The following is a 26,143-nucleotide window of genomic DNA, read 5'->3' on the forward strand; positions in this document are numbered from 1 at the left end:
GCCCGGTGGGAAGTCAGCATGCTGTCCTCGGGAATCTTCCCCCGTGGGCTCTCGTTAACGAGGGTGAGGACATGCTCGATCGTCCGAGAAGAGAATCCGAGACAGAAGGAGACCTCATGGCCTACCGCACAGAGAATCCAGCCACCGGAGTCGTCGAGCAGGAGTTCACCTCCGCCACGGACGCGGACGTCGCCAGCGCCGTCGAGCGCGCGGATGCCGCCTTCACGTCCTGGCGGAAGACCCCCGTGGAGCAGCGCGCCGCCGCGCTGACCGCCGTGGCGGACGCGTTCCAGGAGCGCGGGGACGAGCTCGCCCGCGTGATCAGCACCGAGATGGGCAAGCCGTTCAAGCAGGCGCAGGGCGAGGTGGCCCTGTCCTCCGCGATCTACCGCTGGTACGCGGAGCACGGCCCGGCCCTCCTGGAGGAGGAGACCCTGGACGTGGGCGACAGCGCCAAGTCCGTGGTCGTCACCGAGCCCGTGGGTGTTCTGGTGGGCGTCATGCCCTGGAACTTCCCGCAGTACCAGGTGGCCCGTTTCGCGGCACCCAACCTGATGCTGGGCAACACCGTGCTGCTCAAGCACGCGTCCATCTGTGCCCGCACGGGTGAGCTGATCGAGGAGATCCTGCACGCCGCGGGCATCCCCGAGGACGCCTACATCAACCTCTTCGCGAGCACGGACCAGATCACGGACATCATCGCGGACCCGCGCGTGCGCGGCGTCTCCCTGACCGGCAGCGAGGGCGCGGGCAAGGCCGTTGCCACCACCGCCGCCCAGAACCTCAAGAAGAGCGTCCTGGAGCTCGGCGGCTCCGACCCGCTGATCGTGCTGGACGACGTGGACGTGGCCAAGACCGCCAAGACGGTGGCCGTGACCCGCATGCGCAACGCGGGCCAGGCCTGCAACTCGCCCAAGCGGATCCTGGTGCCGTCCGGGATGTTCGACGAGTTCGTCGCCAAGGTCGTGGAGACCGTCGAGGGCATGACGGTGGGCGACCCCCTGGCCGAGGACACCAAGATCGGCCCGCTGTCCTCCGTGGAGGGCCGCGACGACGCCGTGTCCCAGGTGGAGCGCGCCGTGGAGCAGGGAGCCACCCTGCACACCGGCGGCAAGGCCCTGGACAAGGACGGCGCGTGGATGGCTCCGGCCGTCCTGACCGGTGTCACCCGGGAGATGGACGCGTTCAAGGAGGAGATCTTCGGCCCCGTGGCCGTGGTCTACTCCTACGACTCGGTGGACGAGGCCGTGGAGATCGCCAACGACTCCGACTTCGGCCTGTCCGGCTCCGTGTGGAGCGCGGACGCCGCGAAGGCCGAGGAGGTCGCGCGCCGCCTCGAGGTGGGCATGACTTACGTCAACGAGCACGGCACCACCATGCCGGGCCTGCCCTTCGGCGGCGTGCGCCGCTCCGGCTACGGCCGCGAGCTGGGCCGCTGGGGCTTCGACGAGTTCTCCAACACCAAGCTGGTGCGCGTGGCGGGCTGACCCCGCACGCTCCACCACACGGGTGCCCGGGGGTACCGTCACGACGGCGCTCCCGGGCACCTGCTCGCTCGGCGAGTCCGCGCGTGCACGGCCTCGCCGCACCGGCGATCCTCCCACCAGTTCTCGCACCAGTTCTCGCGGGGTGCCGCCCCGCTCGCGAAGGAGACACCATGACCGACACCACCACCCTCACCGAGCAGGAAAAGGCCAACCTGGAGCTGGCCAAGGAGTACATGCGCATCGCCTACGCCCCGGGTGAGGCCAGCGCCGACGCCGTGGCGCACCTGTGTGCGCCGAACAACCGTTTCGTGGGCCCCACCACGTTCCCCGGCACCGAGACCCTGGAGCAGTACGCGGACGTGCACGGCGAACTCATGACCAAGCTGGACGACCTGCACTTCGAGAGCTTCGACGTGGAGTTCGTCAAGGACGACCGCGTGGCCCTGCGCTACACCGCCCAGGGCACCCACCAGGGCGCCCCGCACGGGGACATCCAGCCCACCGGACGCCAGGCCACCTGGACCGCGTGCGCGCTGTTCCGCGTGCAGGACGGCAAACTCGTGGAGTTCGTCAAGGAGTGGAACAAGCTGCCCATGTGGGAGCAGCTGGGCTGGCCCGTCGAGGAGTGCCTGACCTACGACGACTGACCCGACGGGGGCGCGGAAGGCGCCCGGGGTGCTGCGGCGGGGCCGCGGTCGGTGCGAGGGGCGCCGGCCGCGGCCCCGCGGCGTCGTCGTCCCCGCTGGAAGAGGAACAGCGCGCAGATCACCACGGCCATGCCCACGAGGGTGATCCCGTGCAGGGACTCGCCGCGCACGAGCCGGTCCAGCACGGCCGTGACCGCCGGGACCAGGAACTGCACGCTGGTCACTGTGACCACGTCCACCCGCTGCACGAGCCAGTAGAGCAGCCCGGTGGCCACCACCCCGATCACGGCACCCATCCACAGCACGGGCAGAACGGTGGCGGGCGCCAGCGGCGGCAGCTGCGGACGCATGAGCAGGGTGGCGGCCAAGAACACGGGGATGCCCGTGGTGCTCTGCACGGCGAGGTTCGCCAGCACGCCCACGCGGCGGATCCGGGACTGGGAGACGGTGGCGGCGGTCAGCGTCACGAGCGCCCCGGCCGCCGCAGCGATGCCCCACCCTGTGGAGTCCGCGCTCGTGAGGTCCGGGGTGCACGCCAGCGCGAGACCTCCGAAGCCCAGGAGGATGCCCGCCCAGGCCACGCGGCCCCGCTGACCGGTGACCACCGCGGTCAGCAGCGGCTGGCACGCGACCACCAGGGACAGCAGCCCCGGGGCGATCCCCGCCGCGACGGATCCGAAGAAGAACGCCTGGTAGAGCACGTGCATCAGTACTCCGGTGCCGATCATCGCCGCCCACTCGTGACGCGTGCGGGGCAGGGCGGAGCGCAGCAGCCAGCACAGCACCCACGCGATCCCGGCCGTGACCAGTGCGCGGAGCAGCAGGAACAGTTCCGCGTCCATGTGCGCGAGGCCGAGGGCCGTGGCCACCGCCCCGCTGGACCACAGCAGCAGGAACAGTCCCAGGGCCGCGGTGTTGCGGGTGGTGGTCATGGCGAGTTCCTCCGGGTGGGTGAGCACGGACGCAGACCCCCAGACTCACGCACCGCGGCGGACGGGGGAAGACCCGTCGTCGCACACCGCTATACGCTGGGCGCATGACCTTGGAGCTGCGGCACGTGCGGATGTTCGCGGCGCTGGCCGCGGCGTCGTCGTTGTCCGGGGCCGCGCGGGAGCTGGGGATCACGCAGCCCACGGCGTCACGGACGCTGCGGGAGATCGAGGCGGCGGTGGGCGTGCGGCTTGTAGAGCGCGGACCGCACGGTGCGGTGCTCACCGCGCGCGGGGAGGTCTTCGCCCAGCGCTGCGAGGAGGTGCTGCGCGGCGTCGACGCCCTGGTGGATCCCGGGCGCTGGGAACCGTGGTCCGTCACCGTGGCCTACGCGTGGGCGGGGCTGGACGCGGCCGTCTCCGGCGCCGTGCGCGCGTGGAGCACCGCCCATCCCGACGGCGCGTGCCGTCTCACGCAGCTCACCGCGCCCGACGCCGCAGTGGCCCGGGGTGCGGCGGACGTCGCCGTGGTCCGTGGCCCCGTGACGGCCGAGGGCGTGCGCAGCAGGATCCTGCACCGCGAGGAGCGCGCGGTGGTGTTCTCCCGGGACAGCGTGCTGCACCGCGCGACCCGCGTGGCGGCGCAGGATCTCGCGGGACTGCACGCGGTGGTCAATCCCCACGGCGGGACCACCACGGCGCAGTGGCTCGCGGCCATGGGCCCCGGGGAGATTCTCACCGTGTGCGGCGTGGACGAGTGGATCGTGGCGATCGCCGCGGACCCCCGCCGGTTCGGCATCACCCCCGCCTCCACCATGCGGTACTACCACCACCCGACTCTCGAGGTGCGCCCCGGAGAGGGCCTGGGACCGGTGCCGGTCCACCTGGTGTGGCGTGACGGGGAGCGCTCACCGGCGGTCACGGAGTTCGTGCGCCTGGTGATGGAGAGCGCCTGACCGCGAGCGGGCGGCGTCGTGCCCGGAACCCGCCCTGCACCTGCGGTGCCCACCCCTCCCGCGCCCCGCACTGCGGTCGTACAGTGGGAGGTGGATCACACGAAACCGGTGCGGAATCAGGTGGAACATGGGTGCTCGGGAACTTTTGGCGGACGCGGCGAAGCGCCCGGTGGAAGCGGCGGAGGCCGCGGTGGAGGGCGTCTCCGCTGAGGTGCTGACCCGCATGCCGGACGGCACGCACAACTCCATGTCCTGGTTGCTGTGGCACGCCGCGCGGCAGCAGGACGCGCAGATCGCCGCGCTGTGCGGGGCGGAGCAGGTGTGGACCGCGCAGAGCTGGTGCGAGTCGTTCGGACTGGAGCGCCCCGCGGAGGACTTCGGCTTCGGGGACGGCCCCGAACAGGTTGCGAGCGTACGGGTGCAGGACCCCGGGCTGCTGATCGGCTACCTGCGTGCGGTGTGCTGCGGCACGGCGGAGTACGTGAACGGCCTCGACGACGCCTCCCTGGACGAGGTCGTGGACGACTCCTGGGACCCGCCCGTCACCCGCGGCGTGCGCATCGTCTCCACGATCGACGACGCCGCCCAGCACGTCGGACAGGCCGCCTACGTCCGCGGCATGGTGGACGACTGGACCGGGCGGTACTGACCAGCTCCGACTTTCACGTCGATGAAACTACATAGACGCTGTGAGTTCACCTACACTGGCTCTACTGACTGTCGGCCCGAGGGCTCACGGCGCCGAAGTCCATCCCGGGAGAGACGATCGCACCCATGGCTCGTTCAAGCGCACGCTCATCCACCAGCAGGAAGCCGTCCATGGCGCTGGTGGCTTTCACGTCCTTCTCCCTGCTCGTGGCCGGGAGCGTGGCACTGAGCAATGGCACCGACACCGCCCCGTGGCAGCCCGCCATGGCGCAGGACCCCCAGGGGCCGCAGCGTCCCGGAGCCACTGATCCCGCCGACGACGCCGCGCAGCCCGCTCAGCCCTCCCTCTTCGCCTCCACGCCGGACCCCGCGGCCATCTCGGCGGCCCAGGACGCGTCCCTCGTCTCTCTCAGCAGCACCCCGCCGAACGGCGGTTCGGCCGGAGCGGGTGGCTCCGGAACGGGTGCCGGAGCGGGCAACGGGGCGGTGTCCTCGGTGGCGCCGAGCACGCGCGCACCCGCGACCTTCGAGGGCGAGCTGCCCGTCAACACCCTGATCGCCCCGGCGCAGCCCGTGGTGGTGCTCAAGGGCGGCGAGTTCGGCTGGCGCACCGCGCCGGACACGGGTCAGCACGAGTTCCACAACGGCACGGACATCTCCGCGCCCGAGGGCACACCCGCCGTCGCCGCCCTGGACGGCACCGTGACCGCCGTGTTCTGGGACGTGTGGGGCGGCAACCGCGTGGAGGTCTCCCACGCGAACGGCATGAAAACCACCTACAACCACCTCAAAGAGGTCATGGTGCGCGAGGGCGACTCCCTCCAGGCCTCCGAGCAGCTGGGTGTGGTGGGCCAGACCGGCATGCGCGTGACCGGCCCGCACCTGCACTTCGAGACGTGGGTGGACGGCAAGGTCGTGGACGCGCAGTCCTTCGACTGGAAGTCCGGGGAGGACATCATCCCGGCGTCCCGCCCGGCGTACTCCACGGCGGACCAGGCCGGGGTCTCGCAGGCCCCCACCAACCCGAACGCCAAGCCCGGAACGGACGCGGGTTCCGGCCCCAAGACGCCCGCGAAGGGCCAGGACGAGATCCGGGCGCTGGGTCAGAAGACGGCACCGGCCAAGGACACTTCCAACACGAAGCCCAGAGGTCTGACCCCGTCCCCGTCCGGTCCTCCCACCGCGGGCGGCGGCAAGTCCCAGACCTCGCCGAAGACCCCGGTGGCGTCCAGCTCCCCGAGCACTTCCGGCAAGCCCACTGATCCCAAGCTGCCGGTGTCCGGGAAACCGGATGCGACGCCGACGAAGCCGGCGCCCTCCAAGCCGGCTCCTACGACGTCCGCGCCGTCCAAGCCGGCACCCACCAAGCCTGCACCGTCCAAGCCGGCACCTACGAAGCCAGCGCCGTCCAAGCCGGCGCCCACCAAACCGGCACCGTCCAAGCCCGCGCCCTCCCCGGTCAACCCGTACACGGCGGACATCACGAAGCTCACCACCCTGGAGCAGTTCCAGCAGCGCACCCAGAACCTGCTGGCCACGCAGCTGAAGCTGACCCCGGCGGAGCAGTTCGGGCCGCTGACCCCCCTGAACGTGGAGCTCAAGGCGCTGACCCAGCAGCTCACCGCCCGCAACCTGGCAACCGCGGACCCCGCGTACGCGAAGCAGCTGGGGATCACCCAGCAGGCGGTCGAGAAGGCTTCCGCCAAGCCCACCGACAAGAAGCTCACCTCCGCGGCCACGGCGGAGCTCACCAAGCTCCAGGACCTGGTGAAGAATGCGCCGCTCTACCAGGACAAGAACGCCGCCGCGCCGGGAGCGGACCAGCCTGCGCCCGCGGCGCCGGGACCGGCCGCACCGAAGAACTGACCCCGGGGCTCCCCATCCCCACACGGTGATCGACCCTGCGATGCCCGACCGTGCGGTGCTAGCCTGCCCGCAAGAGGCACCAGCACCGGACCAGCACCAGGGAAGTGGGCACACGTGCGAAGCATCGTGATCATCGGGGGTGGCAACGCGGGCCTGAGCTGCGCGGCGCGCCTCTTGCGGCAGACATCCCGGGACTCGGTCCGGGTGACGGTCGTGGAGCCGAGCCCCACCCACACCTACAGCCCCATGCTCTCCTACGTGGGCTCCGGCATGGCCGGGCTGAACAAGGTGTGCAAGGCCCAGCGGCGGTACATGCCCTCCGGGGCCCGGTGGCTCCGTGAGCGGGTCACTGGGGTGGATCCGCAGGCTCGCACGGTGGCGCTCGACGACGGCGCCGAACTGGACTGGGACGACCTGGTGGTGGCCCCCGGCATCGCACCGGACCTCGACCGGGTGCCCGGGCTGGCCGCAGCCCTGCACGGCCCGCACGCGGCCACCAACTACATCACGCAGCTCGCCCCCAAGACCTGGGACCTGATGTCCGGGCTGCGCAGCGGGACCGCGGTGTTCACCATCCGCTTCGAGGACGTGGGCTGCGGCGGGGTGGGGTACAAGCCGCTGTTCATGGCGTGCGACCACTGGCGCCGCACCGGGGTGCTGGAGGACCTCCGTGTGCGGGTGGTCGTGGAGGCGCCCGAGCTGTTCCCGGAGCCCCGGGTGGCCGGGCACATCCAGGACGCCCTGCGGCGCTACGGCGTGGAGGCCGTCCTGGACGCGCACATCGAGTCCGTGGATCCGGAGGCCCGGACCCTGCACATCACGCGGGGCGGGGCGCGGGAGACCGTGGACTACGACGCCCTGCACGTGGTGCCCCCGCACCGGGCTCCGGAGTGGATCTCGGACAGCGGGCTCGCGGACGACGGTGGGACGGGCCGGGTGGCCGTGGACCCCGAGACGTTGCGGCACATCCGCTTCCCGCACGTGTGGTCCCTCGGGGATGCCGCCGGACTGGGCATCATGGCCTCCGGCGGAGCGATCCGCAGCCAGAGCCCGGTGCTGGTGCACAACCTCCTCGCGGCTGATTCCGAGGAGCTCCACCGCTACGACGGCTACACCGTGGCGCCCATCGCCCTGTCCCGACGAACGCTGCTGCTCGCGGAGGTGGACCGGCGGATGCGCCCGGAGCCGTCCTTCGGCGTCCGGGACCTCGCCAACCCCCGCCCGTGGACGTTCCTCTTCGACCGCTGGCTGCAGCCCGCCCTGTACTGGAAGGGCATCCTGCGCGGCCTGATCTGAGGCACTCGACTCCTGGACCCGGACCACGACGCCGCCGGGAGGCTCACGCGCGAGCCTCCCGGCGGCGTCGTCCGGGGCGGTGCGTGGCGGGGAGCGCAGGGTCCGGGTGGGCCCGGCGGCGTCGTGCTCAGCGCCTGGTGCGGACCCGCACCCCGGTGACCGGCCGGGTGAGCATGTGGGTCCACGAGAACGTGAGGTCGTCCTGGTCGTTCGGCAGCTGGACCTCCGGGCGGCACAGCGCCACCACGGCGGCGGAGAGGGACGTGACGGCGATCTTCTCGCCGGGGCAGCGGTGGCCCGTGCGCACGTCCGCGCCGCCCTGGGGGATGAACGTGGTGATCGCCTCGGCGTCCGCCACCCCCAGGAAGCGCTCGGGGTCGAACGTGGCTGCGCGGTCCCAGGACGCCGGATCCGTGTTGGTGCCCAGGATGTCCAGGACCACGCGTTCCCCCTTGTGCACGGGGCAGCCCTGGATCTCGGTGTCCTGCGTGAGCTCCGCGGGGAGCATGGGCACGAACGGGTAGACGCGTCGGACCTCCTGCGCGAAGGCCACGGCCTCGGGAACGTCCAGCAGGGTGCCCCCGCGCTGCTCGGAGGCGGTGCGGATGCGCTCGACCCACTCGGGGTGCTCCGCCAGGGCGGTGGCCGCGAACGCGGCGAAGCGGGCCACGGCCACGTTGGGGCGGGTGAGGTTCTGCAGCTCGATGCCCGCGGTCTTGGCGTCCACCAGCTCGCCGTGCTCGTCCACCAGCCCGGCCATGTGCTCGAGCACGGAGTCCTGGGGAGCATGGACCCGCCCGGCCCGGACGTCCGTGATGAGCGCGGCGAAACGGCGGTCCAGGGCGATCCGGTCCAGCCGGGAGACCACGTGGCTCGCGGGGCGCCCGAAGGTGTCCAGCAGGCGGCTCATGCGGTGCGCCCACTGGTCCATCTCCGGCACGCCCCACTGCAGACCGGCCCACCGGAAGGACGCGCGGCCGAAGGCGATCGCGGTGGCGTCGTAGACGTTGTCGCCGTCCTTCCAGCGCGCCACGAGGTCCTCGAGCTCCTCGGCCACGAAGGGCTTGTACGCGGCCACGCGCTCGTCCTCGTACGCCATGTCCGCGAGCTGGTTCTTGCGCGTCCGGTGGGCCTCACCGTCCAGGCCGTGCACGGCCCCCGCACCGAACAGGGGTCCCTGCACGACGCCGGGCATCGCGCCGTCGCGCTGCACGCGGGACGTGTCGTAGAAGAGCTTGACGCCCTCCTCGCCACGGACCAGCACGGTCTTCTTGCCCAGCAGGGGCATGCGCACGGGGCAGCCCGAGTCCGCGGACAGGCCCGCGCGGCGTCGTGCGCGGGAGGCGAAGAGGTAGCCGGAGCGCAGCAGCGAGGGGCCCTGCTCGGAACGGGTCTGGCCGAACTGTGAAGTCATGCTCCCCAGTATGCGCCCGGATTCCGTACGTCCGTGGGAGGGCCGTCGAGCCGGCGTTCAGGAGCGGCGGCGCTCCCGCAGCGCCCCGGCGAAGAGGAACGCGAGGACACCCATCACGGGGAAGATGAGCAGCGCGGTGCGCAACCCCACGGCGTCCGCGAGCACGCCCACGAGCGGCGGGGAGAGCACGAACACGATGCGCATGCACCAGCTGACCAGTGTGAGCCCCGTGCCGGGTTTGAGGCCCGGGGCGTGGTCCGCGGCCGCGTAGGCGTTGGGGACCATGGTGGCGCAGCCGAAACCGGCGAGCGCGAAGCCCACCAGGGCCACCCACGGGGCGGGTGCGAGGGCCACGGCTCCCAGGCCCACGAAGATCAGGACGCCTCCGATGCGGGTCACGAGCACGGCGCCGAGCGCGTCGATCAGACGGTCCCCCACGATCCGGCCCACGAACTGCGCGCCCACGAGGCTCACGTAGCCGAGCCCCACCAGGCCCACGGGGGCCTCCAGGACGTCCCGGAGGTACACCGCGGACCAGTTGGAGCCCACGTCCTCCACGAGCACCCCGGACATCGCGATCACCGCGATGGGCAGCAGACCCAGCAGGGCGGCGCGCCTGCCCCGGGGCAGGCGCGGGAGCCCGGCGGTGTCCAGGGGGACGTTCTCGGCCTGGGCGGCGGCGTGGGCCTCGTGGTCGTCCGGCACGGCCCACCGCATGGCCAGCACGGCCACGGCGGCGAAGACCACCCCGCTGACGAGGAAGTGCCAGGCCAGGGGGACGTGCAGCGCGGCGGCCGCGGTGCCCATGAGCCCGCCGATCACGGCACCCACGCTCCACAGCGCGTGCATCGAGTTGATCATCGACGTCCCGGCCAGGCGCTGGACCCGCAGCCCCTGGGCGTTCTGGGCGGTGTCCACCACGGCGTCCAGCACCCCGGCGACGAACAGTCCCGCCCCGAACACGGCGAGCACCGGGACGGAGCCGGCCACGAACACGGCCGCGGCCAGGAGCACCGAGCCCACGGCCGCGGTCCGGGCGGTGCCGAACCGGCGCAGGACGGGCGCGGGCAGCGGCCCGGCCACCACACCGCCGATCGGGAACGCGATCACCGCCAGCCCGTACGCCGCGTTGGACAGCTCGAACATGTCCTTGAACTCGGGCAGCCGCGGGAGCAGGTTGGAGAAGATCGCGCCGTTCGTGAGGAACAGCAGGGACACGGCCAGCCGGGCGCGGTGGATGCGCGCGCGGTCCATGGCCGCGGGGTCGGAGGAAGTCACCCGACCAGGCTACGGGGCGCACCGCCTGGCGCGTCATCCGGTGTCACCCGGGGTCGCCTCCCGGCCCGTCCGGGAGCCGCGGGACGACGCCGCTGCGCACCGTCCCGCCGTGCCCCGCCACCCGCTCCGAGCGCGGAGGTTCCCGCCGCACGCCGTCCTGGCCGCCACGTTCGGCGCTCCCGTCCACGACCACGCCCCTCCTGCCCGGGGCAGGGAAAGGCCCCGCGGCCCGCCTGGTCAGCGGTGCCGCGGGGCGCCCGTCCGGAGCCCGTACGCGCCGGACGGGAGACCTACTCGTCGCGGCCCGGGGCGGTGGAGACCGTGGGGCTCGAGGCCGGGGAGTTCGAGGAGCGCGGGGAACTGAAGGCGCTCGGCGTCCCAGCGGAGCCGTCCGTGGGCTCCTGCCAGTCGCCGTCCCACGCGTCCACGGTCCCGGCATCCCGCACGTCCACCGGCGTCCCCTTCAGGAAGAGGCAGGGCCTGCCCTTGGGGGCGGAGCCGCACACGGCGTCCGCGTCGTACTCGGTGCTCGGCGCCCCGCCCTGGGTGGCGCTCTGCAGGCCCTCGTCCGAGCTCCAGGCATCGGCGGAGTCCCACGCCTCGCTGCCGTCCGCGGGGCCACCGGGGGTGGTCGTGCGCGGATGGCGGGGGTCGGCGACGTCGTGCTGGCTGTCCTGCGGGTACCAGTAGTCCGCGCCGGGCATGTCCACCCCGTACGCGCCGGTGGTCGCGGTGACGGAGGTGCGCTGCGGGGCGGGGCCCTGGGCCTCGACGAGGGCCATGCCGAGCGTCACGTGGGCGTCCAGGCGGTTCTTCACACTCACCCCGTTCAGCACCACCTGCCCGGTGGTCGCCCGGGCGTTCAGCACGGAGGCCTTGACGTCCGTGGCCGTGACCGAGCCCATCTCGGAGGAAGCGGAGACGTCCTGGTAGGTGCCCCGCACGTTCACCGCGCCGGCGGTGCTGGAGATGTCCAGGGAGGTGGCGGGGGCGTCCTGCGGAACGACCACCGAGATCTGCTGGGGACCGGTGGCCCACGCGGACTGCTCCTGCTGCGCGGCGTCCAGGCTCAGCACGCCGTTCTCCACCGTGGGGGTGATCTGCTGATCGGGCAGGGACCATCCGGTCTCGTGCCACTGCACCTCCACGTGCTCCACGGTGGGGCTCGTGGTGACGTTCACAGCGGCCCCGCGGGTGTCGATGCGGATCTCGGTGATATCGGAGGACGCGGTCCAGGAGCCGTCGCGCTCCTGGGTCAGCGCGACCGCCGCGGCGGTGCCCGCCCCGGCCAGCAGCAGCCCGAGCGCGGTCACACCGCCGATCACCGTGGTGGCCGTGTTCCACGCGCGGCGCTCGCCGCGGCCCACGGGGCGGTCGTGCGGTCGGTCCCCGCGGAGGTCGTGCGGCGGGCGGCCGTCCCCGGACAGGCCCGCGGGCGGCGTCGTGGGGGAGGATGAGGGATCGGGAAACTGTGTGCTCATGACGTGTCCTAGAGAGAGTGGTCCGAGTAGCCGAGGTACTTGAGAACGGCCAGGACCCTGCGGTTGCCGGTCTCGGAGATGACGCCCAACTTGGCGAAGATCGAGCCGATGTGCTTCTCCACGGCCGACTCGGTGAGGTAGAGGTTCGCGGCGATCGAGGCGTTGGACAGCCCCTGCGCCATGAGGCCCAGCACCTCGCGCTCGCGCGGGGACAGCAGCTCCATGTCCTCGCGGCGCCGCGAGCGCACCAGGATCTGGGTGAGCACCTCCGGGTCCAGCACGGTGCCGCCGGAACCCACGGTCTGTACGGACTCGAGGAACTGCTCCACGTCTGCCACGCGGTCCTTGAGCAGGTAGCCCAGGCCCTCGCGGCGGGACGCGATCAGCTCGGACGCGTAGCGCTCCTCCACGTACTGGGACAGCACCAGCACGGCCACCTCCGGGTGGGCGGAGCGGATCAGCACGGCGGCACGGATGCCCTCGTCGCTGAACGAGGGCGGCAGCCGCACGTCCACCAGGGCGAAGTCCGGGCGGTGCTCCGCCACGGCCTTCACGAGGCCCTCTGCGGTGTCCGTCTCGGCCACCACCTGGTGCCCGGCGTCCGTGAGCAAACGCACGAGCCCCGCGCGCAGCAGGACGGCGTCCTCGGCGATTACGATGCGCATCTCAGTTCTCCTCTCCGGTGGTGGGGGCGGTGAGCGGCAGCTCCACGACCACCTCGGTGGGCCCGCCCACGGGCGAGGTCACGAAGAACCGGCCGCCCGCGGAACGGATGCGGTCCTGGATCCCGGAGAGTCCTCCGCCGGGGACCACCCGGGCGCCGCCGCGGCCGAAGTCGCGCACGCCGGCCACCACCACGGGGCTGCCGGGCACGGGGCCGTCCTGGACGGACACGGCAACGTCAGCGGAGCGCGCCCCGGAGTGCTTGATCGCGTTGGTGAGGCTCTCGGACACCGCGAAGTAGATCGCGGCCTCCGTGCGGGGGTCCAGGCGCGGGGCCGTGACGGAGACGTCCACGGGGAACGGGGCCTGCGCGGCCACGGCGGACACGGCGGCGTCGAGCCCCCGGTCCTCCAGGACGGCGGGGTGGAACCCGCGGGCCAGGCGGCGCAGCTCGGTGATCGCGGCCTTGGTGGTGCCGTGGGCCTCGGCCACGAGTTCCTTGGCGGCCGCGGGATCGGTGTCGATCCGGGACTTGGCCATCGAGAGGTTCATGGCCACCGAGACCAGCTGCGGCTGGACTCCGTCGTGCAGGTCCCGTTCGATGCGCGAGCGCTCGGTCTCCGCGCCGCGCACGGCGGACTCCTTGGCGGCGGACTCGTGCTCCGCCTGGCGGCGGGACTCGGCGGCCTCACGGCGCAGCCGCACGGCCTCGCTCTGGCGCAGCAGCGCGGCGGACAGCGCGCGGTGGGCCACCGTGGCCAGCACACCCACCAGGATGCTCAGCAGCACCGCGGCCACGGCCAGCAGCACGAGCGCCCACTCGGGAAGGTTCCCCGCGGCGGCCATCAGCTGGCGCACCACGGAGTCCGCCGGGGCGTACAGGGGAGCAGTGGCCAGGGCGACGCCCGCACCCACCGTGACGAAGGGCAGCAGCGCCACCCAGCCCAGGGCGCACGTGAGCACCAGGTGGAGCAGCCCGAGCCACAGGGAGCCGTCACTGACGTCCAGCCACACCTGGTGGGGGACTCGCACCCAGTCCGTGCGCGGGCTGCGCCGGCGGCGGGGATCGCGGATGTCCAGCCCGAACGAGGAGGCGGAACGCCGCCGCTCCAGCCACACCGCGGCCACCAGCACGTAGACCGTGGCGGCCAGGACCAGCACGCCCACACCCAGCAGCGGGATGGTCAGCACGCCGACCGTCAGCAGGAAGAAGATCAGGGAGAGCAGCGCGCTGTTGAGCATCGAGTCCACCACGAGGTCCAGGCCCCCGAAGAACAGGGTCTTGGGGGAGAACGCGCGCCACTCCCGGACGGGAGCGTTCACGGTGGGGCGGCTGCGGTCCGCAGTGTCGCCCGGGTGCTCAGCGGTGCCCGCGCCCGGAGCGCCTGTGGCCGCGAGGGTCTGCTCAGCCGGGGGCAGGGGGCGGGTGTGCTCGGAGTCGGCGGGGAGGTGTTCGGTGGTGTCCCACGGTGGCGTGGGTTCCGGGGCTCGTGTACTCATGGCCTCCACGCTACGGACACCACGCCGCCCCGCGCGCCAGAGCTGACCACCGGGTCCGGGTGGGGTTTTCCCCACCCCGGCGCACTCCGGCGCAACTCGTCGCACGTCGGCCCACCCCGTGGGTCCTCGTACAGACGCGACGGCCCCTGCCGGAGCGGCCCCGCCCCGCACGCGGCGCGCGGCGCGGCCCCGTGCTCTCAGCAGCGCGTCCCACCCGCCGCCCGGTGCGAGGCTGCGGGCTCCACGGCAGCGCGTCCCGCCCCGGATCGCGGGCGGACGCATCCTAGAGTGACGAGCATGAGCCACGACGTTCGCGCCCAGCCCGCGTCCGCCTCCCAGGCCACTGACCGCGATCCCGCCGTGGACGCCGCTCGTGTGGGGTGCGTGATCACCGTGGTGTGCCTGCACATCCTCATGGTCACCATCACCCGGGACCCGGCCTCCGGGGAGATCCGCTCGGTGCTCGTGCCCATGCAGCAGCCCTGGTACTGGTGGGCCACGTGGCTCCTGCAGGTCATGCCGCTGTTCTTCGTGGTGGGTGGGGCGGCCACGGCAGGGGCGTGGCGGCGTCGTCGTGCGCGGGGCATGGCCGCGGGGGAGTACGTGCGGGAGCGCACCCTGCGGCTCGTGCAGCCGGCCGCCGTGCTGTGGTGCGCGCTGGCGCTCGCGGCCGGAGTGGCGCTCGCGGCGGGCGTGCCGAGCGAGCTGGTGACGTTCGCGCTGTCCGGGATGGGGATGGCGCTGTGGTTCCTGGCCGCCTATCTGATCTGCCAGGCCTTCACGCCCTTGTTGATGCGTATGCATGAACAGATGGGGTGGGTGTGGTGCTGGTTCCTGCTCTCGGGCACCGTGGCCGTGGACCTGATCCGCATGGCCACCGGGCAGCAGTGGTGGGGGCTGCTCAACATGGTGTTCGTGTGGCCGCTCGTGCAGCAGCTCGGGTTCTTCCGCGCGGACGGGGGGTTCGCGGCCCGCTCCCGGGTGACTCTCGTGGCGCTCGCGGCGGGGGCCTACCTGCTGCTCGGGGTGTGCGCGGCCTCCGGTGCCTACGCCCCGGACATGCTCACCAACCTCAACCCGCCCACGGTGTGCATGGTGCTGCTCGGGGTGGCGCAGGCGTGCCTGCTGGAGGTCTTCTCCCCGGCGCTGCGCAGGCTCATGCGGTGGCGGCCCGCGCAGGTGGTGGCCCACGTGGTGGGCACCCGCGCCCTGACCATCTACCTGTGGCACCTGCCGCTGGTCGTGGCCGTGATGGCCGCGTGGTTCCTCGCGGGCGGGTACGACCCCGCCCCCGGCTCGGCCGGCTGGTGGTGGCTGCGGATCCCGCTGGCGGTGCTGTGCTGGGCCGTGGTCCTCGCCGTGGCCACCGCGCTGCGGCGGGTCGAGACGGCGTCGACCGCCCCGTGGGGGTCCCACCCCCTCGCCCTGTCCTGCGCGGCGGTGGCCGTGGGGGTGGCGTGCGCGGTGGTGCCGCCGCTGTGGGAGATCGTCACGCTGCTGACCGTGCCCCTCACGGTGGCCGGGGCGGTGGGTTCCCTGGTGGCCGTGGTGCTGCTGCGCAGCGGGCGGGTGGCCCGGGGCAGCTCGGCCCACTCCTGAACCGGTGCCATCCGCTCGGGGAGACGGTGCTGGACGCCCACAGGGCGTGCTGCGGGAGCGCTCCCGGGCCGAGAAACGGCCGCCGCCCACGGGGTGCTCCGTGGACGGCGGCCGGTCACGCGGGGGTCGGACGCGTCAGCGCTGCTCGTTCGGGCGGGTGAACGGGAACGCCAGCGTGGCACGGATGTTGGTGCCCGTGAGCATCATGATCATCCGGTCCACGCCGATGCCCAGTCCGCCCGTGGGCGGCATGGCGTACTCCAGGGCGGTGAGGAAGTTCTCGTCCACCTCCATGGCCTCGGGGTCACCCGCGGCGGCCTTGTAGGACTGCTCCGTCAGACGGTTGCGCTGGTCCACCGGGTCCACGAGCTCCGAGTACGCCGTGCCGATCTCCGCGCCGAACGCCACCAGGTCCCAGCGCTCCGAGAGCCTCGGGTCCGTGCGGTGCGTGCGCGTCAGCGGTGAGGTCTCCAGCGGGAAGTCCGTGTAGAACACCGGCAGGGTGGTCTGACCCTCCACCAGCTCGTCGTAGAGCTCCAGCACCACCTCACCGGAGGTCATCTCCTCGCTCCAGTGCACGCCGTGGGCGTCCGCGACGGCGCGCACCTCCTCCACCGGGGTGGCGGAGGTGAGCAGCGTGCCGGTGGCCTCGGAGACGGCCTGGTGCACCGGGATCACGGGCCACTCGTGGTCCAGGCGGATCCGCTCTTCCCCGCCGTGGCCGTCCGGGCGCACCGCCACGGGCTCGCCGTGGATGGCGGTGGCCACCTCGATGATGAGCTCCCGGGTGAGCTCCCGCATGGTGTTGTAGTCGCCGTGCGCGGCGTACGCCTCCACGGAGGTGAACTCGGGGTTGTGGGTGGCGTCCGCGCCCTCGTTGCGGAAGTTGCGGTTGAGTTCGAAGATCTTGTCCATGCCACCCACGCACAGGTGCTTGAGGTACAGCTCCGGGGCGATTCGCAGGTACAGGTCCGCGTTGTACGCGTTGATGTGGGTGCGGAACGGGCGGGCACTCGCACCACCGTGCACCGCCTGCAGCATGGGGGTCTCCACCTCCATGTAGCCGCGCTGCATGAAGGACTGGCGCATGGCGGCGATTCCCCGTGAGCGTGCCCGCAGCAGCCGCGAGGACTCCTTGTTCACGATCAGGTCCAGGTAGCGCTGCCGCACGCGGGCCTCGGGGTTGGTGAACCCGGTGTGGTCGCTCGGCACGGGCCGCAGGGACTTGGACGCCATGGTCCAGGAGGTCGCCAGCAGGGACGGCTCCCCGCGGCGGCTGCGGCCCAGGGTTCCGGTGATGGACACGTGGTCGCCCGCATCCACCGCGCGCCGCCACAGCGACAGCAGCTCGGGGCTCACGGCGGAGTCCTCCAGGACCACCTGCAGCCGCACGTCGTGCTCCTCGATCACGGCGAAGACGACGCCGCCGAAGTCGCGCAGCTCGCGCACCCGCCCTCCCAGCGAGACGGGTTCGGTGACCGTGGCCTCCGCACCCTCCTCGATGATCTGCCGCGCCCGCTCCAGGGACATCGTGTAGGGCACGCCCACGGGGTAGGGCTCCATGCCCGCCGCGCGCAGCACGTCCAGCTTGTCGTGGCGGACCCGCTGCTGCTCCGTGAGGTGGCGCACCGGGCGGGGCGGGGTGAGCAGCTCGCGGTCCTGCTCGAGGCAGAGGTCCGAGAGCCGCGCGGGAGTGCCACCGGGCCCCGCGACGAGCGCCTCGCCGTCGTGCCCCGGTCGCGGTGAGCGGCCCGGCAGGAAGCCCTCCGCGCGGCCGGCCGCGATCCCGATGTGCGGCAGGTTCGCGGCGGAGTCGTAGCAGACGAAGCGGGCGTCCCAGCGGGGCAGGTACTTGGCGTTGGCCTCGTACAGGGACTCGAGCTGCCAGAAACGGTTGCCCCACGTGAGCACCCGGTCCGCGAGGCGCACGCCCACGCCGGCACCCACCTTGTCCGCGCCGGTGAACACGGAGCGGAACATCGCGAAGTTGAGGGAGACCTCGCGCACGCCCAGGTCACCGCCCTCCTCGGCGAGAGTGGCCACCATGGCCTCGTTCACGCCGTTGGGGGCCTCGGGGGAGCGGCGCATCAGGTCCAGGGACAGCCCACGCGTGCCCCACGGGACGAAGGACTGCAGGGCCACGATGCGCCCCTCGGCGTCCCGCACCAGCACGGCCACGCTGCGGCCGTCCGCGCGGTCGGCCAGCCGGTTCAGGGCCATGGAGAACCCGCGGTCCGCCTCGTCGCCGCGCCACTGCTCGGAGAGCTCCACCAGCTGCTGCATGGTGGCGGCGTCCAGCTGGCTGTGGCGCTGCACGGTGACGGTGCAGCCGGCCTCGCGCACACGGGCGACGGCGCGCTTGACCGGTCGCATCGAGCGGCCCTCGAGCGTGAACGTGTCGGTGTCCAGAACGGCCTCGTCGCCGAGCGGGCGGGCTCGCAGACCGGCCTTCACGTACGCCTCGGCACCGGTCTCGGACGCGGACAGCACTCCCATCCGCCAGGCGTGCTCGCGGCCCTCCCGCAGCCACGCGGCAATCGCGTCCTGCCACGCGTCCGGGTGGCCCAGCGGGTCACCGGAGGCCAGGCAGACGGTGCCGATGACGCGGTAGGACACGGCCGCGCGCCCGTCCGCGGAGAAGATCACGGACTTGTCCCGGCGGGTCGCGAAGTACCCCAGCGAGTCCTGGCCGCCGTTCGTGGCGAGGAGCCGACGCACGTGCAGCTCCTCCTCCGGGTTCATGACCTCGGCCCGCTGGGCGGACTGCGTGAAGCGCCACACGGCGAAGAAGAGCACGGCAGCGCCCAGGATTCCGCCCAGCGTGGCCAGCCAGTGCGGGCCCGGAGACCCGTCCGAGATGCTGCGGGGCAGGGACAGACCCGTGACGCTGCGGAACGAGAACCACAGGTGCTCGATGCCGTGCAGGTGGGTGGGGACCAGCCAGGAGACGGTGAACACCAGGGCGGTGACCAGCAGCAGCCCTCCCAGAAGGGTCAGCAGCGCCTGCCGGAGGGCACCGCGGCGCGTGCGGGCGGGAAAGTCCTCCCGGCGCACGATGAACGCGACGATCCACGCCGCCGTGATGAGGACCCCCGCGCCGAGCAGGAGTCCGTCCAGGACCTCGAACTCGGGTTCGAACGACTCCACGGTCAGGGCGATGCCCAGCAGGACATAGATGAGCATCTCCACCGCCAGTACACCGAGGGCGACCACCCACGCGATCCGCAGTCCACGTCGCAGCGCGGCCCCCACGATGAACAGGCTCAGGGCCAGGAACAGGTTGGGGCCGGCCGGAACGCCGAGCGCGGTGAAGACGTCGTCCACGATGTAGAGCCACTCGCCCCGCGGGAACGGGATGGAGACGAGGGACCACAGCGCGGCCAGGAACACCAGAGTGCTGGCCAGACGCGGCAGGCGGCGGTGGGTCGTGTGCATGCGTGTCGCTTTCTGTCTCCGGCGCTGGTAGGCCGGGGCGGGGTGCTCGAATCGTTGACCGGTCTCATTGGTACCACGGACCGGAGCATCACGACCCGCGGTCGCCATGACTGGAGGAGGCGGCGGTCGTCACGGCACCAGGTGCTCGAGCACCGGGGGCAGCAGCCGGGGCACCACCAGGGGATGCACCTGGTGGCCCATGCCGGGGATGGTGAGGAAGCGGGCACCGGAGATGGCCTCTGCGGTGGCGGGGCCGCCGTCCGGGCGCACGATCCTGTCGCGGTCCCCGTGGACCACCAGCGTGGGGGCGGTGATCCGGCCCAGCGCCTCCGTGCGGTCACCGGACGCGCGGATGGCGCCGATCTGACGACGCATCGCCGCGGCCTCGTGACGCGGGTCCAGGCTGCGGTCCCAGTGGGCCGCCGCGAGCCGCCGCTCGTGCGCTCGGTCCACGGGGAAGCCGGTGCCCGCGAGGTGGCGGGCCATCACGAGCCGCGAGGCGATGAACGCACCCCGGGTGCGTGCGCCGGGAAGGGCCAGCATGGCGGCCGTGGACGCGGCGACCGTTCCCACCGACGGCGCGCCCGTGGTGGAGCACAGGGAGACCAGCCGCCGCACCCGCCGGGGGTGGTGGGCCGCCAGCGTCTGGGCGATCATCCCGCCCAGGGAGAACCCCAGGACGTCCGCGCACTCCACGTTCAGCGCACCCAGCGTGTCGGCGACGTCCCGGGCCATGTCCTCCACGGTGTACTGCCCCGCGGGCAGGGTCCCCCGCAGCAGCTGCCGGGCGGTGGGGGAGGCCGAGGGGGCGCGGAAGGACCGTCCGACGTCCCGGTTGTCGATGCGGATCACGCGGTGACCGTGCTCGCACAGTCCTGTCACGAACTGCTCCGGCCACGAGGTGAGGTCGAAGCCGATCCCGGTCACCAGCACCAGGGGGCTGCCGGTGTCCGGGCCGTCCGTGCGGACGCACGTGAACCGCTCGGAGTCCAGGTGCACGATGTGCTCCTCGCCTTCCGTCCCGGGCGGACGCAGGGGAGCTGAGGGCTGAGCGGGAGGCGCCGGGGCGGCGTCGTCGAGGTGGCCGGCCGCGGGGTGACTGTCGGCGGGGCGAGCAGCGGGACGGTGAGCGGCGGCACTGTCGCGGCCGCTGGCCACGGGGCTCACCGCGGCAGAGCGGTCAGCAGCGGGGCGCGCAGCGGAGTGGGGAATGCGGGGGCGGGGACTCACAGCACCTGCCGGATCTGCTCCTCGAAGTCCTGCACGTGGTGGAGCATGACGTCCGCGGCGGTGTCCGCCTCGCCCTCGAGCACTGCGCGCAGCAGCGTGGTGTGGACGTCGATGTGACCGCGCAGCCCGGGGACGCGGTCCGCGGCCACGCACCAGATGCGCGTGGCCAGGTTGCTGTAGCGCTCCAGCGTGTCCCGCAGGTGGGCGTTGCCCGAGGCCTCGTAGACCGCCCGGTGCACACTGAGGTCCCAGCGCAGGGCGTTGTCCTGCTGCAGCTGCTCGTCCGAGAGGGCGGAGAGCTCGGCCATGAGCGTGGCCAGGCGATCGTGTGCCCGGCCACCGTGGCGCTGCGCGGCGGTGCGTGCGGCCAGCGGTTCGAGCGCCTCGCGGACCTGCGAGATCTCGGTCAGCGCGGTGATGTCCACGGGGGTGGCGAACGTCCCGCGCCGAGGGTAGGTGACCACCAGGTGCTCGGACTCCAGACGTTTGATGGCCTCGCGCAGCGGTGTGCGGCCCAGGTCCAGCTCGATGGACAGGCGGGCCTCGTTGAGCGGCAGACCCGGGGCGATGTCCAGGAAGATCAGCCGGTCCTGCAGCTTCTGGAAGGCCTGCTCGGCCAGGGACGGGTGGCCGGAACCGGTGCTGCTGCCGCTGACGGGGCTCCCCCCGGTGCGGGGATTCGCACCAGGGCCGGGGTTCCGGCCAGGGTCTGGGTTCGTGCCGGCCGCGGGGGCCTGCGCGGCGGCCGCGGCGGAGGGCTCCAGCGAGGGCGTGGTGGAGGTCGTTGCCGCGGTCGCGGGCCCGGCGGGGAACGCGGTGGGCGCTGTGGCGTCCCCGCTCACCGGAGCACCACCGTCTTGCCCTCGTGCAGGATCACCCTTCCCTCGCAGTGCCAGCGGACGGCGTCCGAGAGCGCCTTGCACTCGGTGTCCCGGCCCGCCGCCACCAGGTCCTCCGGCCCGTAGGCGTGGTTCACCTCCACCACCTGCTGGGCGATGATCGGCCCCTCGTCCAGCTCCGCGTTGACGTAGTGGGCGGTGGCGCCCACGGTCTTGACCCCGCGGGCGTAGGCCTGGTGGTACGGCTTGGCACCCTTGAAGGACGGCAGGAACGAGTGGTGGATGTTGATCACCCGGCCCTCCATCCGGGTGGCCAGGGAGTCGCTGAGCACCTGCATGTACCGGGCGAGCACCACCAGGTCCACCTCGAAGCGGTCCACGAGCTCCAGCAGCCGCGCCTCCGCCTCCGGCTTGGTGTCCTTGGTGACGGGCACGTGGAAGAACGGGATCCCGTGCCACTCCACCAGGCGCTGGTGGTCCAGGTGGTTGGAGACCACGGCCACGATCTCCACCGGCAGCTCCCCGGTGCGGGCGCGGAAGAGCAGGTCGCTGAGGCAGTGCTCGAACTTGGAGACCATCACCAGCACGCGGCGCCTGGACCGGTGCTCGTGGAGCTCCCAGCGCATCCCGAACCGCTCGGCCACCGGGGTGAGGTCCTCCCGCAGGCGGTGCTCGTCCAGCGCCGTGCCACCCGTGGGAGCCACGTGCACGCGCATGAAGAAGTGCCCCAGGCGGCGGTCGTCGTACTGGGTCAGCTCCACGATGTTGGCGCCGTGCTCCAGGAGCACACCGCTCACGGCGTGCACGATCCCCGGCTGCTCGGCGCAGTCGAGGGTCAGCACCAGCTCGGTGGGGCTGGACCCACCGGTGGGAACCGCTCCGGACGTCATGGGCTGCGGGATGCTCACGGGTTCTCCTCGTGGTCGGTAGGTCGTTCGGAACGGGTCTGGTGGGGCCGCCGCCCGGGCCCCGTGTCAGGGGATCTCGGGGGCGGCGAACTCGGTCATGGCGTCCAGGAGCCAGAGGGTCGTGTACTGCGCGAAGGAGGCCCGCGGCATGATCTGCCACCGCTCCTCACCCGTGCGCCACAGCAGCACCTGTACGGGCCCCAGTGTCGTGGACACTGCCCGTCCCACGGGGTAGGCGCGCGGGTGCAGGTCCACGGGACATCCTTTCTCCAGCACCGCACGGGCCGAGGGACCGGCCAGTTCCAGGGTGGTGCGGTTGGCGGAGAGATCCACCACCTGGCCCCGCGCCCCCGAGTCCGAGAGCGTCCGGGCCAGGCGCACGACGAGCGGGTGGGTGGCCAGGCTCGGCAGCGCCCCCGGCCCACGGTCCGGGTCCGTGAGCTCGGCGGGGACCGCGGTCTCGTCCTGGGCCACGAGGAGGAACTCGTCCGGTCCCTGCCACAGGATCACGGTGGCCTCGGGGGAGCCGGTCACCTGCCCCACGTGCTCGGGCAGGTCCAGGCCCACGACGCCGCACAGCGCCTCCGCGGCCTGCGTCCCGGGGGTCACACGGATCCCCGCCATGGCCAGGAACGGGATCTCCCGCAGGGCCACGCCCCGGGCGCCCTCCACGGCACCCTCGCGCATGGCCTCGGCCAGCGGTTCGAGCGGGCTGTGGCGCAGTCCGGTGATGTCGGTGGTGGGTGACTCAACCATCTCGGCGGTTCCCTTCGGGGTCGTAGAGGACGGGTTCGGCGATCGTGACGTCCACCAGCGTGCCGTCGAGCGGGGCCTGGAGGGTCTCGCCGATGCGCTGGCGGCCGTTCTGAACCAGGGCGAGACCGAACGTGCGGTCCAGTGCCGCGCTGCGGTAGGCGGAGGTCACGTGCCCGACCATGGGCACGGGGCCCCGCTCGGGCGTCACGGGGGTGCCTGCGTCGATCAGCTGCGCCCCCTCCGGCAGGCGGGTCACGCGGTCCGTGGGCAGCACCGCCACGAGCTGCTTGCGCTGCGGGTCCGTGGCCGATGGCCGGTCGTAGGAGCGCTTGCCGATGAAGTCCTTGGTCTTGGACACCACCCACTCCATGCCCAGGTCCTGCGGGGTCACGGTGCCGTCGGTGTCCTGGCCCACGATGGGGAAGGCCTTCTCCGCGCGCAGCACGTGCATGGTCTCGGTGCCGTAGGGGGTGATGCCGAACTCCGCACCCGCGGCGAAGACGTCCTCCCACACGGAGAGCCCGTACCACCCGGACACGTTGACCTCGTACGCGAGCTCGCCCGAGAACGAGATCCGGCAGATCCGCGCCGGGATCCCGGAGGCGAGCACGGTCTCCCGGAACGCCATGAACGGGAACGCGTCCTGGGACACGTCCAGCTGCGGTGCGAGCCTGGCGATGACGTCCCGGGACCTCGGACCGGCCACGGCCACCGTGGTCCACTGCTCGGTCACGGACGTGAAGGTCACGTCCAGCTCGGGCCACTCCGTCTGGGACCACTCCTCGAGCCACTCGAGCACCGCCGCGGCGTTGCCCGTGGTGGTGGTCATCAGGTAGCGGTCCTCGTCCAGGCGCAGGGTCACGCCGTCGTCGAAGACCATCCCGTCCGGGGTGCACATCACGCCGTAGCGGCCCATGCCGGGCTTGAGCTTCTTGAACGCGTTCGTGTACACGCGGTTGAGGAACTCACCGGCGTCCGTGCCGCGGATCTCGATCTTGCCCAGCGTGGTGGCGTCCATGAACCCCACCCCGGTGCGCACGGCCGCACACTCGCGCAGCACGGCCGCCTCCATGTCCTCACCGTCCTGCGGGTAGAACCACGGGCGCTTCCACTGCCCCACGTCCTCGAACTCGGCACCGTGCGCCACGTGCCACGGGTGGACCGGGCTCAGGCGCGCGGGGTCGAAGAGCATCCCGCGGCGTCGTCCGGCCAGCGCCGCGAAGGCCACGGGCGTGTAGGGCGCGCGGTAGGTGGTGGTGCCGAAACCGCCCACGTCCTGCTGGTTCAGCGCGGCGGCGATCACGCCGATGGCGTTGACCGCGGAGGTCTTGCCCTGGTCGTTGGCCGTGGAGATGGAGGTGTAGCGCTTCACGTGCTCCACCGAGCGCATTCCCGCGCCCACGGAGCGCAGCACGTCCGCGACCGTCTGGTCCCGCTGCAGGTCCACGAAGTGCCTGTCCCAGTCCTGCTCCGCGCCGGGCCCGCCCGGGACGAGCCACAGGGGGTGCGTGGGCGCGATCGGCGTGGCGGTGGCGTCGGGAACCCGGGGCGTGCACGCGAAGCCCGCATCCTGGGCGGCCTGAGCGCCCGCGAGGGCGCCCTCGGCAAGGCACCCGGCAAGGTCCAGGGTGCCGTTGACCGCGCCGGCCGTCTGCTGGTCGCGCACCGCGCCCGCGGGCACGAAGCCGGCGAGGTCGCCGTCCCAGCGCAGTCTGCCCTGGCGCTGGCTGTGCAGGTGCACCACGGGGCTCCAGCCCCCGGAGACAGCCAGCAGGTCCGCCTCGAGGCGTTCCGGCTCACCCACGGGCTGGTCCGCGGCGTCGAGCGCGGTGACCAGCACGGCGCTCACGCGCCCGTCTTCGCCGTCCCCTTCGGTGCCGCACACGGCGCTGCCGGTGCGCACCCCCACGCCGGTCTCGCGGGCCACACGCTCGGCGGTCTGCGTGAGGTCGGGGCGGGAGTCCACGACGGCGACCACCTCGACACCGGCGGCCACGAGGTCCGCGACGAGTTCGTAGGCGGAGTCGTTGGTGGTGGTGACCACCGCGCGGCGGCCCGCGGCCACCCCGTAGCGGTTGAGGTACGTGCGCACGGCCCCGGCGAGCATGATCCCGGGGCGGTCGTTGTCCGCGAACACCAGGGGGCGCTCGTGCGCGCCGGTGGCCAGCACCACCTGGGCCGCGCGCACGTGCCAGACCCGCTGCCGGGACACCCCCGGGCCGGGATCCTGCGTGAGGTGGTCGGTGCGCCTCTGCAGGGCCACCACGTAGTTGCTGTCGTAGCTGCCGAACGCCGTGGTGCGCTGCAGCACGGTCACCTCGGGGTGGGTGGCGAGCTCCTCGGCGCACTGCCGGGCCCACCGCCACCCGGGCACCCCGTCCACGACGTCGTCCGGGCGGCTCAGCAGCGATCCGCCCGGCCGTGTCTGCTCGTCCATGAGCACCACCCGTGCCCCGGAGCGGGCCGCTTCACGCGCCGCGGCGAGACCCGCCGGGCCCGCGCCGACCACCAGGACGTCCGTGTGGACGTTGCGCGTGTCGTAGTAGGCGCCGTCCCGTGCGGGGTCCAGGGGACCCTGTCCACTGACGTACTCCGCCATCATGGCCTCGGTGAGCTCCACCGCGGGGGCGGGAAGCATGGACTCGGCGACGTCGTGCGCCGTGCGCGGCTGCACCGTGACCAGGGCGTTGGGCTCCTCGACCCCTGCGCTCACGATGCCGCGCGGGCGTCCCAGGTACATGGAGTCCCCGCAGCGGATTCGACCGGCAGCCAGGAGAGCGGACGCGAGGGTGTCACCGGGGTGGCCCGTGTACTGCTGGCCGTCCACGGTGAAGGACAGTTCGGTGCCGCGGTCGATGCCCGTGCCCTCACGGACGGACGCGGGACAACGGTTCGATGCGCTCATCGTGTGCCTCCTGGCTCCTGCTCGGGGGCGTTCTCGCCCATGCGGTAGACGGCCGTGATCTCGTACGTGGCGGTGTCCCGGACCACGTTGAACCAGCGGCGGCACCCCACCGTGTGGGCCCAGCGCTCCTTGAGCAGGCTCTTGGGGTTGTTGCGGTAGAAGAGGTACTCGGCCCACTCCCGGTCCGAGAGCACGGAGGGGTCCTCCGGGTAGGGCACGTGGGCCTCGCCGCCGTAGTGGTACTCGGTCTCGTCACGCGGCCCGCAGTAGGGGCACTCGATCAGCAGCATGGTGGTGTCTCCTGCG

The 26,143-nt window shown here is 72.6% G+C and carries 20 protein-coding genes; 7 read left to right on the top strand and 13 right to left on the bottom strand.

Going from position 1 to position 26,143, the window contains the following annotated elements:
• Window positions 1-116 precede the first annotated feature (116 nt).
• Both AABM36_RS03260 and AABM36_RS03265 read left to right on the top strand, forming a co-directional pair.
• Complete coding sequence (locus AABM36_RS03260; protein ID WP_423447362.1) at window positions 117-1,487, top strand: NAD-dependent succinate-semialdehyde dehydrogenase; 1,371 nt, start codon at window positions 117-119, stop codon at window positions 1,485-1,487.
• Between the two features lie 170 nt (window positions 1,488-1,657).
• The gene (locus AABM36_RS03265; RefSeq protein WP_121241732.1) at window positions 1,658-2,134 is read left to right on the top strand and encodes an ester cyclase; all 477 of its coding nucleotides are present in this window, start codon (window positions 1,658-1,660) and stop codon (window positions 2,132-2,134) included.
• Here the strand turns inward: AABM36_RS03265 and AABM36_RS03270 are convergent.
• Window positions 2,122-3,066, bottom strand: coding sequence for a DMT family transporter (locus AABM36_RS03270; RefSeq protein WP_121241735.1), 945 nt, complete (start codon window positions 3,064-3,066; stop codon window positions 2,122-2,124). The two genes, AABM36_RS03265 and AABM36_RS03270, sit on opposite strands and share 13 nt — an antisense overlap.
• Before the next feature lie 104 nt (window positions 3,067-3,170).
• On the opposite strand from AABM36_RS03270, the gene AABM36_RS03275 reads away from it, so the two are divergent.
• The 4 genes from AABM36_RS03275 (at window position 3,171) to AABM36_RS03290 (ending at window position 7,829) form a co-directional block, all read left to right on the top strand.
• Window positions 3,171-4,019, top strand: coding sequence for a LysR family transcriptional regulator (locus AABM36_RS03275; protein WP_121241737.1), 849 nt, complete (start codon window positions 3,171-3,173; stop codon window positions 4,017-4,019).
• A 127-nt stretch (window positions 4,020-4,146) separates the two neighbouring features.
• Window positions 4,147-4,668 carry a mycothiol transferase gene (locus AABM36_RS03280; protein ID WP_121241739.1) on the top strand — a complete coding sequence of 174 codons (522 nt, stop codon included), beginning with the start codon at window positions 4,147-4,149 and terminating at the stop codon, window positions 4,666-4,668.
• 170 nt (window positions 4,669-4,838) lie between these two features.
• On the top strand, window positions 4,839-6,533 hold the full coding sequence (locus tag AABM36_RS03285; protein ID WP_121241741.1) for a peptidoglycan DD-metalloendopeptidase family protein: 1,695 nt from the start codon (window positions 4,839-4,841) through the stop codon (window positions 6,531-6,533).
• 114 nt (window positions 6,534-6,647) lie between these two features.
• On the top strand, window positions 6,648-7,829 hold the full coding sequence (locus AABM36_RS03290) for an NAD(P)/FAD-dependent oxidoreductase (protein WP_121241743.1): 1,182 nt from the start codon (window positions 6,648-6,650) through the stop codon (window positions 7,827-7,829).
• 127 nt (window positions 7,830-7,956) lie between these two features.
• On the opposite strand, the gene AABM36_RS03295 is transcribed toward AABM36_RS03290, so the two are convergent.
• The 5 genes from AABM36_RS03295 to AABM36_RS03315 all read right to left on the bottom strand — a co-directional run bounded on the left by AABM36_RS03295 (window position 7,957) and on the right by AABM36_RS03315 (window position 14,165).
• On the bottom strand, window positions 7,957-9,243 hold the full coding sequence (locus tag AABM36_RS03295) for a cytochrome P450 (RefSeq protein ID WP_121241744.1): 1,287 nt from the start codon (window positions 9,241-9,243) through the stop codon (window positions 7,957-7,959).
• A 57-nt stretch (window positions 9,244-9,300) separates the two neighbouring features.
• Entirely contained in the window at window positions 9,301-10,521 is a 1,221-nt protein-coding gene (locus AABM36_RS03300; protein WP_121241746.1) for an MFS transporter, read from the bottom strand.
• 290 nt (window positions 10,522-10,811) lie between these two features.
• Window positions 10,812-12,002, bottom strand: a complete 1,191-nt coding sequence (locus AABM36_RS03305; RefSeq protein WP_121241748.1) for a DUF4097 family beta strand repeat-containing protein — start codon at window positions 12,000-12,002, stop codon at window positions 10,812-10,814.
• A gap of 8 nt (window positions 12,003-12,010) precedes the next feature.
• Entirely contained in the window at window positions 12,011-12,667 is a 657-nt protein-coding gene (locus AABM36_RS03310) for a response regulator transcription factor (RefSeq protein WP_121241750.1), read from the bottom strand.
• A gap of 1 nt (window position 12,668) precedes the next feature.
• Window positions 12,669-14,165 carry a sensor histidine kinase gene (locus tag AABM36_RS03315; protein WP_423447367.1) on the bottom strand — a complete coding sequence of 499 codons (1,497 nt, stop codon included), beginning with the start codon at window positions 14,163-14,165 and terminating at the stop codon, window positions 12,669-12,671.
• 297 nt (window positions 14,166-14,462) lie between these two features.
• On the opposite strand from AABM36_RS03315, the gene AABM36_RS03320 reads away from it, so the two are divergent.
• Window positions 14,463-15,764, top strand: a complete 1,302-nt coding sequence (locus AABM36_RS03320) for an acyltransferase family protein (RefSeq protein WP_121241752.1) — start codon at window positions 14,463-14,465, stop codon at window positions 15,762-15,764.
• A gap of 135 nt (window positions 15,765-15,899) precedes the next feature.
• Here the strand turns inward: AABM36_RS03320 and lysX are convergent, their stop codons facing one another.
• The 7 genes from lysX to AABM36_RS03355 form a co-directional block, all read right to left on the bottom strand.
• Window positions 15,900-19,199, bottom strand: coding sequence for a bifunctional lysylphosphatidylglycerol synthetase/lysine--tRNA ligase LysX (gene lysX / locus AABM36_RS03325; RefSeq protein ID WP_121241754.1), 3,300 nt, complete (start codon window positions 19,197-19,199; stop codon window positions 15,900-15,902).
• A 129-nt stretch (window positions 19,200-19,328) separates the two neighbouring features.
• A complete protein-coding gene (locus tag AABM36_RS03330; RefSeq protein ID WP_423447370.1) occupies window positions 19,329-20,198 on the bottom strand; it encodes an alpha/beta fold hydrolase in 870 nt (289 codons plus the stop codon).
• Window positions 20,199-20,425: 227 nt separating this feature from the next.
• On the bottom strand, window positions 20,426-21,049 hold the full coding sequence (locus tag AABM36_RS03335) for a GntR family transcriptional regulator (RefSeq protein ID WP_121241858.1): 624 nt from the start codon (window positions 21,047-21,049) through the stop codon (window positions 20,426-20,428).
• 218 nt (window positions 21,050-21,267) lie between these two features.
• The gene (purU, locus tag AABM36_RS03340; protein ID WP_199717490.1) at window positions 21,268-22,158 is read right to left on the bottom strand and encodes a formyltetrahydrofolate deformylase; all 891 of its coding nucleotides are present in this window, start codon (window positions 22,156-22,158) and stop codon (window positions 21,268-21,270) included.
• Between the two features lie 84 nt (window positions 22,159-22,242).
• A complete protein-coding gene (locus AABM36_RS03345) occupies window positions 22,243-22,932 on the bottom strand; it encodes a sarcosine oxidase subunit gamma family protein (protein WP_121241758.1) in 690 nt (229 codons plus the stop codon).
• A complete protein-coding gene (locus AABM36_RS03350; protein WP_121241759.1) occupies window positions 22,925-25,837 on the bottom strand; it encodes a sarcosine oxidase subunit alpha family protein in 2,913 nt (970 codons plus the stop codon). The genes AABM36_RS03345 and AABM36_RS03350 overlap by 8 nt, the downstream gene beginning before the upstream one ends.
• The gene (locus AABM36_RS03355) at window positions 25,834-26,127 is read right to left on the bottom strand and encodes a sarcosine oxidase subunit delta (protein ID WP_121241761.1); all 294 of its coding nucleotides are present in this window, start codon (window positions 26,125-26,127) and stop codon (window positions 25,834-25,836) included. The genes AABM36_RS03350 and AABM36_RS03355 overlap by 4 nt, the downstream gene beginning before the upstream one ends.
• Window positions 26,128-26,143 lie beyond the last annotated feature (16 nt).

Source organism: Kocuria sp. KSNUG, from assembly GCF_049532735.1.
GTDB classification, from domain to species: domain Bacteria; phylum Actinomycetota; class Actinomycetes; order Actinomycetales; family Micrococcaceae; genus Kocuria; species Kocuria rhizophila.